This is a genomic window from Streptomyces hirsutus, assembly GCF_001418415.1.
Taxonomy (GTDB): Bacteria; Actinomycetota; Actinomycetes; order Streptomycetales; family Streptomycetaceae; genus Streptomyces; species Streptomyces hirsutus.
In genome coordinates, this window is the sequence record NZ_LIQT01000021.1 from 1 (window position 1) to 15,156 (window position 15,156).

Genomic DNA, 15,156 nt, shown 5'->3' on the forward strand with positions numbered 1-15,156 from the left:
CCCGTCGCCCGCTCCCCGCCCGCCACCCCCTCTCGTCACCGCGTGTCCAAAGGGTGGACAACAAGTCGGCAATTCCGGCAAATCTCCCGCATCCGGTTGGGGGACCGGCGCCCCCTGGCTAACCTGCCGGTATGGCCCTCGGAACAGCGTCCGTCAGGACTGATCACGCACGCACCGTGCGCGACATGCTCGCTGACGGAAAGACGACGTACTCGTTCGAGTTCTCGGCGCCCAAGACACCCAAGGGCCAGCGGAACCTCTGGAGCGCGCTGCGCAGGGTCGAGGCGGTCGCTCCGGACTTCGTCTCCGTCACCTACGGCGCCGGAGGGTCCACCCGCGCGGGCACGGTCCACGAGACCGAGCAGATCGTCGCCGACACCACCCTCACCCCGGTCGCCCACCTCACCGCGGTCGACCACTCCGTCGCCGAACTGCGCAACATCATCGGCCAGTACGCCGACGCCGGGATCCGCAACATGCTCGCCGTGCGGGGCGACCCGCCCGGCGACCCGATGGCCGACTGGATCCCGCATCCGCAGGGCCTGACCTACGCCGCGGACCTCGTCCGGCTCATCAAGGAGTCGGGCGACTTCTGCGTGGGGGTCGCCGCCTTCCCGGAGATGCACCCGCGGTCGTCCGACTGGGACGCGGACGTCGCACACTTCGTCGACAAGTGCCGGGCCGGCGCCGACTACGCGATCACCCAGATGTTCTTCCAGCCCGAGTCCTATCTGCGTCTGCGTGACCGGGTCGATGCGGCGGGTTGCGGAACACCGGTGATTCCGGAGGTCATGCCGGTGACCAGTGTGAAGATGTTGGAGAGGTTGCCGCAGCTCAGTAACGCGTCGTTCCCGGATGCCCTGAAAGAGCGGATCCTCGCAGCGGCGGACGATCCGGCGGCGGTACGCTCCATCGGTATCGAGTTCGCCACGGAGTTCTGCGCACGGCTGCTGGCCGAGGGAGTGCCCGGACTGCACTTCATCACGCTGAACAACTCCACGGCGACGCTGGAAATCTACGAGAACCTGGGCCTGCACCATCCACCGCGGGCCTAGACCGGTCGCACCGGCGTACGACACACTGCGTAGCGGCCACTGGGAGAGGGGCGTACATGGGCTGGACGGTCCTCTACATCGCGTTCGGTGTGGTCGCGTTGTGGCTGCTCGGCGAGGTATTGCTGCAGTACAAGGCGCGTCTGCGCTGGCGACTGCTCGCCTTCGGGGGCTTTCTGGGCGTCGTGCTCGGTGTGCTGATCCCGTCGGTCGTCGTGATCGGCCTGGGCGCCATCGCCTTCGCGATCGGCCAGACCTACGTCACGCTGTCGTTCCGCCGCGGCTTCGCGGCCGGCTGGGCGGTCAACGCCCCCCTGCTGTCCGCCGTCAAGGGCGGCCGTGGTGACCGCGGGCGGGAGGAGCCGACTCTGGAGGTCTCCGACCTGGAGGCCACCGGCGACGGGTACGGCGACGAGGGCGCCGAGCGGCGCCGCGACCGGGCCTCCTACGGAGCCGACGACGACTACGACCGCGACGACGTGTTCACGCCCGTGCGCGGCGAACAGCAGACGGCCGCCGAGACCACCGCCGTCTACGAGCCGCAGCCCATGCCCGACGACACCGGCTCGTACGGCGTCTACGGCGACAACGGGTACGGCACCCCCGCCCAGGACCAGTACGCGGCCACCGCCCAGAGCGCCGACCAGGGCTACGACACCGGCCAGAGCGCCGACCAGGGCTACGACACCGGCCAGAACTACGCCTACGACTACTCCGGTTACGGCCAGCAGCAGTCCTACGACACCACGGGCCAACAGCAGCAGTACGCCGCCTACTCCGACCCGTACATCGGCACCCCGACCTACGACGGGGCCTCGTACGACACCGGATACACCGACCCGCAGCAGCAGCAGTACGGCCAGCAGGGCTACGGCCAGGACCAGTACGGCGGCGGCTACGGCGGGGAGACCCCGGCAGGCGGTCTGTGGGTGCCGCAGCAGCGCAGCACCGACGACCTGTACGGCGGCGAACTTCCTCAGGAGCAGCCGTACCCGTACCAGGACAACGGCCAGCAGGGCCAGACCCCGGGCAACGGGAACGGCAACGGGTACGACGAGCAGCAGTACCGTTACTGACCCGGCGGCCCGGCCCGCCGCGGCCGCCGGTCCCGGCTGGTGATCCGCCTCGGTCCCCGCCGCTCACTGGGACCCGCGGAACCCCGGCCCCTCCACGATCAGGCCCGCGACCAGCGCGCCCGACATCCCGGCGTGCGGGAGACCCCCGCCGGGGTGCGACCAGCCACCCACTGTCCACAGCCCCGGTACGCCGGTGCTGTTGGACGGGTGCAGCAGGCGTCCGCCCGCCGCGGCGAGCGCCGGGACGGGCACCGCTCCGCCCTCCGCGCCCGTCGCCTCCGCGATGTCGTCCGGGGTGCGGACCTCGCTGTACAGGAGGCGGTCGCGCAGGCCGGGTACGGCCCGCTCGGCGGCGCCGATCATGGTGTGCGCGTGTGCGTCCAGGCCCGGCCCCGCGGTCCCCGCGGGCACCGCAGAGGTGAGGGTGACCGCCTCATGGTCCGCGTCGGGGACCAGGGCCGGGTCGTCGGGGCGCAGGACCGTGACCGTGGGGTGCGCGGGCAGGCCCGCGGGGGAGCCGAACAGGGACTCCAGCTCGGCCTCCTGGTCCCGGGTGTGCACGACCGTCCGGTGCGGTGTCCCCTCGGGACGTCCGCCGCGCAGTGCCAGCAGCACCGTCAGACGGCTCGCGGTCCCGAAGCGGCCCACGACCTCGCCCTCGCCCCGCACCCGCGCCCCCCGGGTCAGCCGGTCCAGCACGCCGGGCGTCACCCCGGCGATCACGTGATCCGCCTCGGCCACCGCCCCGTTCCCGCTCCCGCCGCCGGGGGAGGCGCCCTCGGTGAACTCCACGCCCGCCACCCGGCCGTCCTTCTCCAGAACCCCGGTGACCTCGGCACCGAAACGGAACTCCACCCTGCGGGCCAGGCACCGCTCGTACACCGCGCGGGCCAGCTCCCGCATGCCGCCGCGGACGTACCAGGTGCCGAAGGCGTGCTCCATGTACGGCAGCACCGCCGCGCTCGCCGGCGTGGACCGGGGGTCCAGGCCCTGCTCGAGCGCGTAACCCTCCAGCAGGGAGGCCAGCCGGGGATCGCGCAGCTCCCAGGCGGCGACCTCGGCGAGCGTGCCCGCCGCGCGCGTGCGCAGCAGCTTCCTGTGGGGGACGGCCGGGTAGGGCTCACGCCCGGCCAGCACCTGCCAGTCGGGCCACAACGGCTCCTCCAAAAGCGGCCGGCGGGTCCTGTCCCAGGTCTCGCGGGCCCGTACCAGGAAGTCCCCCCAGCGCTGGGCGGCGGCAGGGCCGAGGGCCGCGTCCAGGGCGGAGACGACACCCGCGCGGGACGCGTTCGGCAGCGGGACGCGCGTACCGTCCGCGAACACGTGGTGCGACGACGGGTCGACCTGGACCAGCTCGACGCAGGCCTCCAGCGGCTCCTTGCCCGTCTTCACGAACAGGTCGCGGTAGACCGCCGGCAGTGGGAGCAGGCCGGGGCCGGTGTCGAACGCGAAGCCCTCCCGCTCCAGCCGGCGCAGCGCGCCCCCGTACGTGTCCGTCCGCTCGTACACCGCCACCCGGTGGCCCGCGACGGCCAGCCGGGCAGCGGCCGCCATCGCGCCCAGCCCGGCGCCGATCACCGCAATCCGTGCCATGTCAGGGACTTTATCCGCCCCCGCGGCCGCCCCCGGCCCCGAGTACCGTCGCCCACGCTCCGGTGACCAGCCGGCGGCCGGACCGGGTGGGGCCGGGTGCACAGGAGTGAGTATCCGTACCTAGTGCCCGAGATGAGTACGCGCGCGGATGGGCCAGGACCTGCGGAAACGAGAGAGTGGAGACCACGGAGAGGGGCACGGCTCCGGAACCGGCGACACGGGGCGCCGGAACGGTCCGGGTCCGCGATCCGCTCCTTCCGCCGGCCGTGTCGGCGGGAGCGAGGCACGGGGGAACCCGGGGAACGACCGCGAGGGGGTTCCACGGGGGGACGTACGGGGGAGCAAGGAAGACGCCGGTCCGGCAGTGGCTCGCGGGGGACGCAGCCACCGTCGGACCGGCACTTTCCGTGTCCCGGGCCGACCGCCGACCGCCGACCGGCGGCCGCCGCCGGGTGCGGTCGTCCGTCACGCTCAGCGGTGGCCGCTCACACGCCCCTGCAGCAGCCGGGACAGCGCCGAGTGCACGTCGTCCAGAGAGCGCTCCGGCTGGAAGGCCTGCCAGTCCAGCGCGGCCACCAGCACCATGCCGACCAGCGCCGCCGCCGTCAGCGGAATGTCGATCTCGGCACTGAACTCCTCGTTGTCCACGCCCTCGCGCAGCACGTCCTCGACGACCGCCACGGCCTGCTGCCGGACCACCAGCAGCGTGGACTGCCAGGCCCGGTTGGTGCGCCACAGCTCGGCCACGTACAGCTGGGTGAAGGCCGGGTAACGGTCGATGAAGACCAGCCCCGCCCGGACCATCGCGTCCAGCGCGTCGACCTTGCTGCCACCCGTCCCGGCCGTCCGCTCGGCCGCCTCCCGCAGAGAGGCGGTGAGGAGCCCGACCCCGTGCCGCAGCAGTTCCTCGAAGAGGACCGACTTGCTCGCGAAGTTGTAGTAGACCGTGCCCTTCGCGACCCCCGCCCGCTCGGCGATCTCGTCCACGGTGGTGGCGGAGAAGCCCTGCTCCGCGATGAGCGTGACGGCCGCCTCGTAGAGCTTCTGCCGGGTGGCCTCGCGGCGGGTGCTGCCGCCCGACGTGGTGCTGCTGCGTTCCATGCCCTGATTCTCACAGCACCCTCGGCCCGCCCCGTCACAGGCTCCGCCCCGTGGCCGGCCCACCCGCACCGAACAGTCGGTCGAAGAAAAAGACCAGGTCGGAACGGATTGTCAGTGGCATACCTCACGATGAACCCATACGGCCACAGAGCCGTCACGAAGACGACAGGAGGTTCGTCATGGCCCACTCCTCCGCAGCCGCCGCCCGCCGGCGCCGCGCCACCGGCCCTGCCCCCTCACTGACCGGCCCCGCGAGCGATGTGCACCCCGTGCTGCGCCGCGCCACCGCCCCGCCCGCCGCCCTCGACCTGCTCGCCCAGGCCCGTGCCGGTCTCGACGAGGCCACCGTCCTCGACACCCCCAACGAGCGCTACGCGACGGCCCACCTCGCCGCCCTGCGCACCGCCGCCGCCGTGCTCGCCGCACGGGGACGGCCCGAGGCCTCGTCCAGAGCCCGGAGCAAAATCCGGAGCGCCTGGGAAGTGCTTCCCGAGATCGCGCCCGAACTCACCGAATGGAGCGCCCTGTTCGCCTCGGGCGCCCCGCGCCGCGCCCGCGCCGAGGCGGGCATCCGGGGCGCGGCCAGCGGCCGGGACGCCGATGACCTGATACGGGACGTGGCGATGTTCCTGCGCCTGGTCGAGCGGATGCTCGTCCTCCAGCCCGTCCTCCCGCAGCCTCGCACGGACGCGGATCACCCCGGCCGCCCCAGCCACCCCGACCACCCCGGCCGCCCCGGCCACCCGGACGGCCACGACCAGGGCGGCCGTGACCCCGGCGGCCGCCGTCCGGACGGCCGTCACCCGGACGGCGGCCTGGGCCGCGAGATGCCCGACGCGGGCTGAGTGCTCCTCCCGGTCCCCGGACTGCCCCGCCCGGCGGTGGCGGGGCAGCCCGGCGCGGGCGACGCGGGGCAGGCAATAGGGTGGAAGACGCCTGAAGCCTCCGCGTTCCTTGTCCGGGACGTGGAGGCAGCCCGATCGCTCCGCCGTGAACGAGGCGGTGCCGCGCCGAGGAGTCAACTGCCGTGTCGGACACCCTGCGCCCCCGCGCCGCCCTCCGTACCGCCGTGGTCTGGGAGGTCCTCCAGGACGCCCTGGAGCGCCGGGCCAAGGCGACGGGACGGCCGGCGCTGGACGTTCTCGACACCGGCGGCGGCAGCGGCAACTTCGCCGTGCCCGTGGCCCGCCTCGGCCACCGGGTCACCGTCGTCGACCCCAGCCCCAACGCGCTGTTCGCCCTGGAGCGCCGCGCCGCCGAGGCCGACGTCGCCGACCGGGTCCGCGGCGTCCAGGGCGACGCCCACGGCCTCTTCGACGTCGTCGAACGCGGCGGCTACGACGTGGTGCTGTGCCACGGAGTCCTGGAGTACGTCGAGGACCCGGCCGAGGGCGTGCGCAACACCGTGGCCGCCCTGCGCCCCGAAGGCGTCCTCAGCCTGCTCGCCGCCGGCCTCGGCGGCGCCGTGTTCTCCCGCGCCCTCGCCGGTCACTTCAAGGAGGCCCGGCAGGCGCTCGACGACCCGAACGGCCGATGGGGCGCCGGCGATCCCGTGCCGCGCCGCTTCACCGCCGATCAGCTCAGCGGTCTGGTGGAGGGAGCGGGCCTGCGGGTCGGCGCCGTGCACGGCGTACGGGTCTTCGCCGACTTCGTCCCCGGAGGCCTGGTGGACACCGAGCCCGGAGCCCTCGACGCGCTGCTGAAGCTGGAAGCCGCGGCGGCCGAACTCGCCGCCTTCCATTCCGTGGCCACCCAGCTCCATGTGCTCGGTGAGGCACCGGCGGCCGAAGGGGCCTGAGCAGCCGCCTGTGACGCGTCGCTGATCAGCGACGCGTCCGTCGGCCGCACAGCGCATGGAGTCCGCCACAGGCCCCCCGAATGGCGGCTGGGCACCGTATGATCGAGGGAGACCGTCCGGCATGACGGCCTGGCCGTCGGGGAATGAGAAGTCTCGAGAGGGCCGGGACGCCCATGGCGGTGCCGGTTGGCCGATTGGCGCAGAGGGGCGGGTTTCATGGGGGCGAATCCCTGCCTATCCTGAAGTGACCCCCCGGGTCGCCCCCGGCGACTGCACGATGAGGAGGACGCCGTGCCGCTCTCGGAGCACGAGCAGCGCATGCTCGAGCAAATGGAGCGAGCGCTGTACGCCGAAGATCCCAAGTTCGCGTCGGCGCTCGAGGGAAGTGGCCTGCGTACGTACACCCGTCGGCGGGTCTACCAGGCGATCGTGGGCTTCCTCGTAGGTATTGCGCTCCTCATGGCCGGAATGGTCGCCCAGCAGGTCTGGCTCAGTGTGGTGGGCTTCCTCGTCATGCTGGGCTGCGCGGTTCTCGCGGTGACCGGCTGGCGCAAGGCGCCCAAGCCCGGTGAGCAGGCGGCCGACGCCGTCGGTGCCGTCGGCTCCACCGGCGTGCCGCAGTCCGGCCGGCAGGGCAGACAGCGGCGCTCCGTGATGAACCGCATAGAGGAGCGCTGGCAGCGACGCCGCGACGAACAGGGCGGCGGGCAGTAGCTCCCCCGCACCACTCCAGGACTTGCGCGAAGCGCATGTGTCAGGGGGTGACCACCGAGCCGGTGGTCACCCCCTGACACGTGTCCGCACCCGGGCCGGCGCATGTCCGTACCCGGGCAGGCGCCGGGCGCCGGTCGTGCCACGAAGCACGGTACGAAGACGAGGGGCAGGACGATTTCCGGTCGTCCCGCCCCTCACCGTGCACCTGTTCAGCCGGGGCACCTGCCCGGCCGGCGCCGGGCCCGGCGCCGACCGGCCCGGACCCGGCCCGTCACCCCTGCTGCCGCGAGGGCCTGCGCCATGCCGGCCGCAGGGCGAGGACGCGGCCCCGCACGGCGGCCCATCGGGCCGACACCGCCCACACCACCCGCACCGTGGAACGCGGCAGGAGCAGCGCGCGCAGCCGCATGCCCCGGCCGGCCCCGGAGCTCAGTCCGGCGGCCACCCGGCGCACGTCGTCCGTGAGGCCCGCCGTCGGGCGCGGCCGCGGCGCGTAGAGGACCTGCTCCACGGCATCCGCCACCCGGTGCACCGAGGCCGCGGCATCCGGGTCGAGCCGGCCGAGCCGGACGATCCGGGCCGCCGCCTTGCGTGGAGTCAGCGACTCGTCCGGGGAGATACCGACGTCCCACGCCGTGTCCGTCAGCTCGTCCCAGACGGCCAGGGTGTGCGCCGCCGTACCCGCCTCGGACCGGCCGTGCGCGCCCAGGCGCACCGAACGGGCCCGCAGCCGCCACAGCATCGGCGCCAGCGGCAGCACGAGGACGGCGAGACCGCCCAGCGCCCACGCCAGGACCGCGTACCACTTCGGCCCGTCGCCGCCCGTGGGCAGCGTCGCCAGGGGCGCCTCGCTCGCGCAGCCGTCCAGCCGCTGCTGCCGCACCGAGCAGCCCTCGCTCTCCGACGGGGCGGCCGAGGGCTCCGAGGACTCCGCCTCGGACGGCCGTGCCGGGTCGGGCAGCGTGCTCTCCGGGGTGTCCGGCACGGTGTAGGCCGGCACCGAACCGCGCGTGGGGGTCGGCTCGAAACGGGTCCAGCCCACGCCCTCGAAGTACAGCTCGGGCCAGGCGTGCGCGTCCCGCAGCCCCACCGCCACCGTGCCGTTCGCCTGCGGGGTGCCCGGCGCGAAGCCCACCGCGACCCGGGCGGGTATGTCCAGGGACCGGGCCATCGACGCCATGGCGAAGGAGAAGTGGACGCAGAAGCCCTCCTTGTCCCTCAGGAAGCGGGCGATCGCCTCCGAGCCGCTGCCGACGTCGACCTCGGTGTCGTACTCGAAGCCGCCACTCAGGGCGAAGTACTCCTGGAGCATGACCGCTCGGTCGTACGCGTTCGTCGCCCCCTCGGTGACCTCCCGGGCGGTCCGGGACACCACCGCGGGCAGCGAGTCGGGCAGCTCGGTGTAGTCCCGTTCCAGGGCGGCCGGCGGCGCCGGCGCGTCGGCCAGCTGCTCCGGAGTGGGCCGCACGTTCAGGCTGCGGACCTGATAGGTCAGCCCCCGGGTGTCCTGACCGTGGTCGCCGACCAGCGTCATCCCGACCGGTTCGTAACGCCAGTTGCCCCTGATGTCCACGCCGCTCGGCGGATACGGCATCGGCAGCCAGTCCTGCCCGTACCAGTCGGCGGTCGAGATCGTCGTGCCGATCTCCTCGCGCTCGATGTCCGGGCCGAGGCCGGCCGGAGTGGGGAAAGCGCCGTCGGGCACCGTGGTGATGGACCGCTTGGACGGCTTCCAGGTGGTGCCGTCGAAGTCGTCCAGGGACACGATCCGCAGGTACAGGTCCGAGACGTTCTCCGAATCGGAGCGCACCGACAGGACCTGGCGGTCCTCGTTCACGTTCAACGAGTCGCGCAGTGACACCAGCGGGTTCACCGCGGAGATCGTGCCGCCCCCGCCGGAGCCCGGGCCGACCCCCGAACCCGCCGGGTCCAGCAGGCCGCCGTTCATGGTGGGCAGAGCGAGCGGCGCCACCAGGGCGATGCCCACCGAGAGCACCCCGATCCGCCGGCCGGTGCGCACCGGGGCACGGGCCCCGCCCGGCTCGCCGGGCGGGCCCTGCGACGCCCCGCCGAAGACCCGCCCCCACTGGGAGAGCCGGTCACGCCCCTCCACGAGTAGCAGCGTCAGATAGCCGGCCGCAGCCAGCAGGAACCACAGCCAGTCGGCCCCGCCGTCGGACAGACCCGCGGCGACGGAGTACAGCGCGAGCAGCGGCAGCCCGGCCGGTGCCGCGCTGCGGAAGGTCACCGCGAGGGCGTCCACCAGCAGCCCGATCACCAGGACGCCGCCGATCAGCATCAGCCGGATGCCCTCGGACAGCGGCGCCGGTATCGCATAACGGCCGACGTCCGTCCCGCCCTGGTCGAGCAGCCCGGCGAAGAAGCGGAACGCGTCCGGGCCCGGCAGCAAGCCGGCGAACGCGTGCTCACGCGCGAAGACCAGCGTCAGCAGCACGAGTGCGACAAGGGCCTGCACCGCCACCGTCAGCGGGCGCGCCAGCGGCACCCGCCGGGCCAGCGCGCCCACGCCCGACTGCACCGCCAGCAGAAAGGCCGCCTGCACGATCCAGGAGGGCGGCTCCACCAGCGGCAGCAGTGCGCACGCGGCCAGCAGCGTGGCCGCCCACGAGGCAACCGTCAGCCGCAGTCGTCCACTCACCCTGCTCCCTCCCCACCGCTCGCGGCCGCCAGGCCGGAACGCTCCCGGTCCGCCAGCCGCCACTGCTCCTCGAGGGAGGCGCCCCGTGGCACGGTGACCACCGTCCAGCCCGCCTCGCGCAGCATCCGCGACCGCTCCCCGCCACCGTCCGACGGACCGGACGCGCCCGACGGTTCCCGCAGCCAGGCCCCGCTGTCCAGGAGGAAGGCGACCGCGCCCCGGCTGCGCTGCCGCATCCGGGCGAGCACCGCCGTCTGCTCCTCGTCGAGATCACCGAGGAAGGCCACCAGCAGCCCCTCGCTCCCGCCGCGGACCATGTCGTACGCCCGGGACAGACCCTCCCCGTCGGAGTGGTCGACCACCGCGAGGGTGTCCATCAGCAGCCCGGCCGCGTCCGCCGACTCCTGGCTCGCGCCCGCGAACCCGTCGGAGCCCTCACCCGGCACCGACGTGCCGGTGTCGGTCAGCAGCCGCACCGAGAAACCCCGCTCCAGCATGTGTGTCAGCACGGACGCCGCACCCGACACCGCCCACTCGAACGCCGAGTCCGGACCCGCGCCGTCGTAGGCGACGGCGCGGGTGTCCAGCAGCACCGAGCACCGGGCCCGCTGCGGCTGCTCCTCGCGGCGCACCATCAGCTCGCCGTAGCGCGCGGTGGAACGCCAGTGCACCCGGCGCAGATCGTCGCCGTAGCGGTAACCGCGCGGGATCAGGTCGTCCTCGCCGGCCAGCGCCAGCGAACGCTGCCGCCCGTCGCCGTGCCCCTTGACCTCACCGCTCAGCCGCACCGGCGGCAGCGGCTCCACGCGCGGGATCACCGTCAGCGTGTCGTACGTGGAGAAGGACCGGGTCAGCTCGCACATCCCGAACGGGTCGGACAGGCGCAGTTGCAGCGGGCCCAGCGGATAGCGGCCGCGCAGGTCGGAACGGATCCGGTAGGACACTTCGCGGCGCCCGCCCGCCTCCACCCGGTCCAGCACGAACCGGGGCCGCGGCCCGAGCACGTAGGGCACCCGGTCCTGGAGCATCAGCAGGCCCGTGGGCATCCGGGACACGTTGTCCATCCGCAGATGCACCCGGGACTCGGAGCCGGCCGGTACCCGCGAGGGGGAGAGCCGACGGCTGCCGGCGACCCGGTAACGGGTCCGGTAGAGCACACCCGCGCACACCAGCGGCAGCACCGCCAGCAGCAGTCCGACCCGCAGCAGATCGCTCTGCCCGAGCACGTAGGCGCAGACCGCGGCGGCCGCACCGGCGGCCAGGAAGGAGCGCCCGCGGGTGGTCAGCCCGGCCAGAGCTGTGCGCAGGCCTCCCTCGTCACCGTGGTCGCCCTCCGCGCGGACCGATCCCGCGGTCGTCATCACAGCCTCCGCGGCTGCTGCCGGCCGTACCCGAGGCCGGCACGGCCCAGGCCGATGCCGGTCTCCTGCGGGGCTTCGGCCGGTACCGGCGTGCGCTGCAGGATCTCCTGCACCACCTGCTCGGCCGTGCGGCGGTTGAGCTGGGCCTGGGCGGTGGGCAGCAGCCGGTGCGCCAGGACGGCCACGGCGAGCGCCTGCACGTCGTCCGGCAGCGCGTACTCCCTGCCGTTCAGCGCCGCGGACGCCTTCGCGGCGCGCAGCAGGTGCAGCGTCGCGCGCGGGGAGGCGCCGAGTCTGAGGTCGGGATGCGTGCGGGTGGCGGCGACCAGCTCCACCACGTACCGGCGCACCGGCTCGGCCACATGGACCGCGCGCACCGCCTCGATCAGCTTCAGGATCTCGTGCGCGTGCGCCACCGGCTGGAGGTCCTCCAGCGGGGAGACGCCGCCGTGCACGTCCAGCATCTGCAGCTCGGCCTCGGGGCTCGGGTAGCCGACCGAGACACGGGCCATGAACCGGTCGCGCTGGGCCTCCGGCAGCGGATAGGTGCCCTCCATCTCGACCGGGTTCTGCGTCGCCACCACCATGAAGGGGCTGGGCAGGTGGTAGGTCGTGCCGTCGATGGTGACCTGGCGCTCCTCCATCGACTCCAGGAGCGCGGACTGCGTCTTCGGCGACGCGCGGTTGATCTCGTCGCCGATCACCACCTGCGCGAAGATGGCCCCCGGCTTGAACTCGAAGTCGCGGCGCTGCTGGTCCCAGATGGACACACCGGTGATGTCCGACGGCAGCAGGTCCGGTGTGAACTGGATGCGCTGCACCGAGCAGTCGATGGACCGCGCCAGCGCCTTGGCCAGCATCGTCTTGCCGACGCCCGGGACATCCTCGATGAGCAGATGTCCCTCGGCGAGCAGCACGGTCAGCGAGAGCCGTACGACCTCGGGCTTGCCCTCGATCACGCCCTCCACCGACCCCCGCACGCGCTCGACCACGGCGGTCAGATCAGTGAGGCTCGCTCGATCGTCATAGGTCGTCACCCGGCCCTCCTCGGCCTTTCCCCCCGCTCCGAAGGAACGAGGGCCCCAAATGTCCGGGCCGACGCCTTGCTGTGCGGACCGGCCCACCCCGAATCACGGACGCCGTGCGGAAAGAGTTCCACACGGCACCACTCCCGCATTCTTGCTGCCGTTATCGATTCGTGTCACTCGCCTGTGGACAACTGGCGGTGATATGTCAGGTCGTAAGACTTTTGTGAATATCGTTCGACCTGGTGGAATCCGGGGAACGGGCGCGCGAACCCCCGGCGAAGGGCGTCCTCGGAGCGGGCCGACGGGTCAGGCGGGGTCGATCTCGCGCAGCAGGCCGGTCTTCACGTCGAAGACGAATCCGCGCACGTCGTCGGTGTACAGCAGGAACGGCGAGGTGCGCACGCGCTGCATCGACTGGCGCACGTCCTGGTCGGCGTCCCGGAAGGCCTCCACGGCCCAGGCGGGACGCTGGCCGACCTCCATCTCCAGGTCGTGCCGGAACTCCTCGGTGAGCGACTCGAGGCCGCAGTTGGTGTGGTGAATGAGGACCACGCTGCGGGTGCCGAGTGCCCGCTGGCTGATGGTCAGCGAGCGGATCACGTCGTCGGTGACGACGCCTCCGGCGTTGCGGACGGTGTGGCAGTCGCCGAGCTCGAGACCGAGCGCGGCGTGCAGGTCGAGCCGGGCGTCCATGCAGGCCACCACGGCGACACGGAGGACGGGCCGGGCGTCCATTCCGGGATCGACGAAGGCGTGGGCGTACTGCTCGTTCGCGTCCACCAGGCGGTCGGTGACCGTGCCCTGGCTGACTGTCGCGCTTCCTGAACCCGCGGGAACCGATGCAGAAGTCGTCATAGTCATGACGGTACTGGCCACCTGCCGTCCGGGCTCGCTGTGAGACAGGACAAAGAACGTCATCCGTCTTTGGTGTGAGATGACCCACAAGGGGGGTGTGAGTCTCCTCGTACGAGTGGTTTCCCTGCGATGCGGTTGTCCTCGCGCCGAGGGCCGCGCCGCGCAGGCCGGTTGATTGACCGGGCGACACCGTGGACTAAAGTGACGCGAAGCGGGAGGCGAGACTCCCCGCTGCACTGATTTCCCCCGGAGAACCGGGCAGCGTCCCGGAGATCTCCCCGCGTGCGCTGCGCGTACGCACGGCTCGGCCTCCTCCCGTTCCCGGCCTGCTGTCGCCTCCGGCGCCGGCGGACCGCCCCGTCCACACCGGGGGAGGGGCGGGGACCCGGCGGTGCGTCACGGCCGCGCCGGACCTTGAGAAGAGGGCCCAGAACCCATGGGGCGCGAAGCGCATGCGAACACGGGCGGGCAGACCCGGCACGTCCCGGTGATGCTCCGGCGGTGCCTGGACCTGCTGGCGCCCGCCCTGGAGCGGCCGGGAGCCGTGGTCGTCGACTGCACCCTCGGCCTCGGCGGCCACAGCGAGGCCCTGCTGACACGGTTCCCCGAGGCGCGGCTGATCGCCCTGGACCGGGACAAGGAGGCGCTGCGCCTGTCCGGCGAGCGACTCGCCCCCTTCGGCGAGCGCGCCACCCTGGTCCACGCCGTCTACGACGAACTCCCCGACGTGCTCGACCGGCTCGGCGTCCCGCGCGTGCAGGGCGTCCTGTTCGACCTGGGCGTCTCCTCCATGCAGCTCGACGAGGCCGACCGCGGCTTCGCCTACGCCCAGGACGCCCCGCTCGACATGCGCATGGACCAGTCGGCCGGCATCAGCGCCGCCGAGGTCCTCAACACCTACCCGCCCGGCGACCTCGTCCGCATCCTGCGCGCCTACGGCGAGGAGAAGCAGGCCAAGAGGATCGTGGCCGCAGTGGTGCGCGAGCGGGAGAAGGAGCCGTTCACCACCAGCGCACGCCTGGTCGAGCTGATCCGCGACGCGCTGCCGCAGGCCGCCAAGCGCACCGGCGGCAACCCGGCCAAACGCACCTTCCAGGCCCTGCGCATCGAGGTCAACGGCGAGCTCTCCGTGCTGGAGCGGGCGATCCCGGCCGCGGTGCGGGTGCTCGACGTCGGCGGCCGGATCGCCGTGCTGTCGTACCACTCCCTGGAGGACCGGCTGGTCAAGCAGGTGCTCGCGGCGGGCGCCGCCACCACCGCGCCCCCCGGGCTGCCGGTCGTCCCCGAGCGTTACCAGCCCCGGCTCAAGCTGCTCACACGCGGTGCCGAACTTCCCACCGAGGAGGAGATCGCAGAGAACCGGCGAGCGGCACCCGCACGGCTGCGGGGCGCCCAGCGCGTCCGGGAGCACCTCGAATGACGTGCGGGGGACTCGGGTACGGAAGGCAGGCTTCGGGCGAACCCAGGGGAGCGTGAGTGAGCAGGAAACCCGAACTGAGGGGAAGGGCGGCCCGTCTCGCGCAGCTCCTCCCCACGGGACGGGCCCAGGCGGCCCGTACCCCCTTCGTGCTGCTGGTCGTCCTTCTCCTGGGCGGCGGGCTGATCGGGCTCCTGGTGCTGAACTCGGCCCTCAGCGAGGGCGCGTTCCGGCTCGACGACCTCAAGCGGGAGACGAAGGGCCTCACCGACGAGGAACAGGCCCTCCAGCGGGACATCGACGCCTACTCCGCCCCCGACGCCCTCCAGCACCGGGCCCGCGAGCTCGGCATGGTACCCGGCGGCGACCCCGCCTTCCTGAACCCCGACGGCGAGGTCAAGGGCGTCCCCAGCCCCGCCACCGCCTCCCGCGCGCCCCTGGTGCTCGCCCCCGAGGCGCTGGCCACCGTGACGGCCCCGCTCCCGGGCACGGGGTTCGGCAC

At 73.1% G+C, this 15,156-nt stretch carries 13 protein-coding genes; 7 read left to right on the plus strand and 6 right to left on the minus strand.

Going from position 1 to position 15,156, the window contains the following annotated elements; genetic code table 11:
- The first annotated feature begins 131 nt into the window (after positions 1 to 131).
- Positions 132 to 1,055, plus strand: coding sequence for a methylenetetrahydrofolate reductase [NAD(P)H] (metF, locus tag AOK11_RS01870; protein ID WP_055591858.1), 924 nt, complete (start codon positions 132 to 134; stop codon positions 1,053 to 1,055).
- Positions 1,056 to 1,111: 56 nt separating this feature from the next.
- Positions 1,112 to 2,128: an SCO2102 family sporulation regulator gene (locus AOK11_RS01875; RefSeq protein WP_055591859.1), complete on the plus strand. Its 1,017-nt coding sequence runs from the start codon at positions 1,112 to 1,114 to the stop codon at positions 2,126 to 2,128.
- A gap of 63 nt (positions 2,129 to 2,191) precedes the next feature.
- On the opposite strand, the gene AOK11_RS01880 is transcribed toward AOK11_RS01875, so the two are convergent.
- A complete protein-coding gene (locus AOK11_RS01880) occupies positions 2,192 to 3,721 on the minus strand; it encodes a phytoene desaturase family protein (protein WP_055591860.1) in 1,530 nt (509 codons plus the stop codon).
- A 471-nt stretch (positions 3,722 to 4,192) separates the two neighbouring features.
- The gene (locus AOK11_RS01885; protein ID WP_055591861.1) at positions 4,193 to 4,822 is read right to left on the minus strand and encodes a TetR/AcrR family transcriptional regulator; all 630 of its coding nucleotides are present in this window, start codon (positions 4,820 to 4,822) and stop codon (positions 4,193 to 4,195) included.
- 179 nt (positions 4,823 to 5,001) lie between these two features.
- Between AOK11_RS01885 and AOK11_RS01890 the strand changes: the two genes are divergently transcribed.
- The 3 genes from AOK11_RS01890 (at position 5,002) to AOK11_RS01900 (ending at position 7,334) form a co-directional block, all read left to right on the plus strand.
- The gene (locus AOK11_RS01890) at positions 5,002 to 5,667 is read left to right on the plus strand and encodes an SAV_6107 family HEPN domain-containing protein (RefSeq protein WP_055591862.1); all 666 of its coding nucleotides are present in this window, start codon (positions 5,002 to 5,004) and stop codon (positions 5,665 to 5,667) included.
- A 182-nt stretch (positions 5,668 to 5,849) separates the two neighbouring features.
- Positions 5,850 to 6,620 carry a methyltransferase gene (locus AOK11_RS01895; protein ID WP_055591863.1) on the plus strand — a complete coding sequence of 257 codons (771 nt, stop codon included), beginning with the start codon at positions 5,850 to 5,852 and terminating at the stop codon, positions 6,618 to 6,620.
- A gap of 291 nt (positions 6,621 to 6,911) precedes the next feature.
- Complete coding sequence (locus AOK11_RS01900; protein WP_055591864.1) at positions 6,912 to 7,334, plus strand: DUF3040 domain-containing protein; 423 nt, start codon at positions 6,912 to 6,914, stop codon at positions 7,332 to 7,334.
- Between the two features lie 271 nt (positions 7,335 to 7,605).
- On the opposite strand, the gene AOK11_RS01905 is transcribed toward AOK11_RS01900, so the two are convergent.
- The 4 genes from AOK11_RS01905 to AOK11_RS01920 form a co-directional block, all read right to left on the minus strand.
- Positions 7,606 to 9,993: a transglutaminase TgpA family protein gene (locus tag AOK11_RS01905; RefSeq protein ID WP_055591865.1), complete on the minus strand. Its 2,388-nt coding sequence runs from the start codon at positions 9,991 to 9,993 to the stop codon at positions 7,606 to 7,608.
- Positions 9,990 to 11,354: a DUF58 domain-containing protein gene (locus tag AOK11_RS01910; RefSeq protein ID WP_055591866.1), complete on the minus strand. Its 1,365-nt coding sequence runs from the start codon at positions 11,352 to 11,354 to the stop codon at positions 9,990 to 9,992. Before AOK11_RS01910 ends, AOK11_RS01905 begins: the two co-directional genes overlap by 4 nt.
- Entirely contained in the window at positions 11,354 to 12,391 is a 1,038-nt protein-coding gene (locus AOK11_RS01915) for an AAA family ATPase (protein WP_055591867.1), read from the minus strand. Before AOK11_RS01915 ends, AOK11_RS01910 begins: the two co-directional genes overlap by 1 nt.
- A 297-nt stretch (positions 12,392 to 12,688) precedes the next feature.
- Complete coding sequence (locus AOK11_RS01920) at positions 12,689 to 13,237, minus strand: beta-class carbonic anhydrase (RefSeq protein WP_055591868.1); 549 nt, start codon at positions 13,235 to 13,237, stop codon at positions 12,689 to 12,691.
- Between the two features lie 436 nt (positions 13,238 to 13,673).
- Here AOK11_RS01920 and rsmH point away from each other — a divergent pair, with 436 nt between their 5' ends.
- Positions 13,674 to 14,657, plus strand: a complete 984-nt coding sequence (gene rsmH / locus AOK11_RS01925; RefSeq protein WP_055591869.1) for a 16S rRNA (cytosine(1402)-N(4))-methyltransferase RsmH — start codon at positions 13,674 to 13,676, stop codon at positions 14,655 to 14,657.
- A gap of 56 nt (positions 14,658 to 14,713) precedes the next feature.
- Positions 14,714 to 15,156, plus strand: a 443-nt coding sequence (gene ftsL, locus AOK11_RS01930) for a cell division protein FtsL (protein WP_055591870.1), incomplete at its 3' end; no start/stop codon positions are given.

Excerpts from the sequence above, each read along its gene's own strand:
- metF (WP_055591858.1), top strand. The coding sequence starts at position 132 with ATGGCCCTCGGAACAGCGTCCGTCAGGACTGATCACGCACGCACCGTG.
- AOK11_RS01875 (WP_055591859.1), top strand. The coding sequence starts at position 1,112 with ATGGGCTGGACGGTCCTCTACATCGCGTTCGGTGTGGTCGCGTTGTGG.
- AOK11_RS01880 (WP_055591860.1), bottom strand. The coding sequence starts at position 3,721 with ATGGCACGGATTGCGGTGATCGGCGCCGGGCTGGGCGCGATGGCGGCC.
- AOK11_RS01885 (WP_055591861.1), bottom strand. The coding sequence starts at position 4,822 with ATGGAACGCAGCAGCACCACGTCGGGCGGCAGCACCCGCCGCGAGGCC.
- AOK11_RS01890 (WP_055591862.1), top strand. The coding sequence starts at position 5,002 with ATGGCCCACTCCTCCGCAGCCGCCGCCCGCCGGCGCCGCGCCACCGGC.
- AOK11_RS01910 (WP_055591866.1), bottom strand. The coding sequence starts at position 11,354 with ATGACGACCGCGGGATCGGTCCGCGCGGAGGGCGACCACGGTGACGAG.
- AOK11_RS01920 (WP_055591868.1), bottom strand. The coding sequence starts at position 13,237 with ATGACGACTTCTGCATCGGTTCCCGCGGGTTCAGGAAGCGCGACAGTC.
- rsmH (WP_055591869.1), top strand. The coding sequence starts at position 13,674 with ATGGGGCGCGAAGCGCATGCGAACACGGGCGGGCAGACCCGGCACGTC.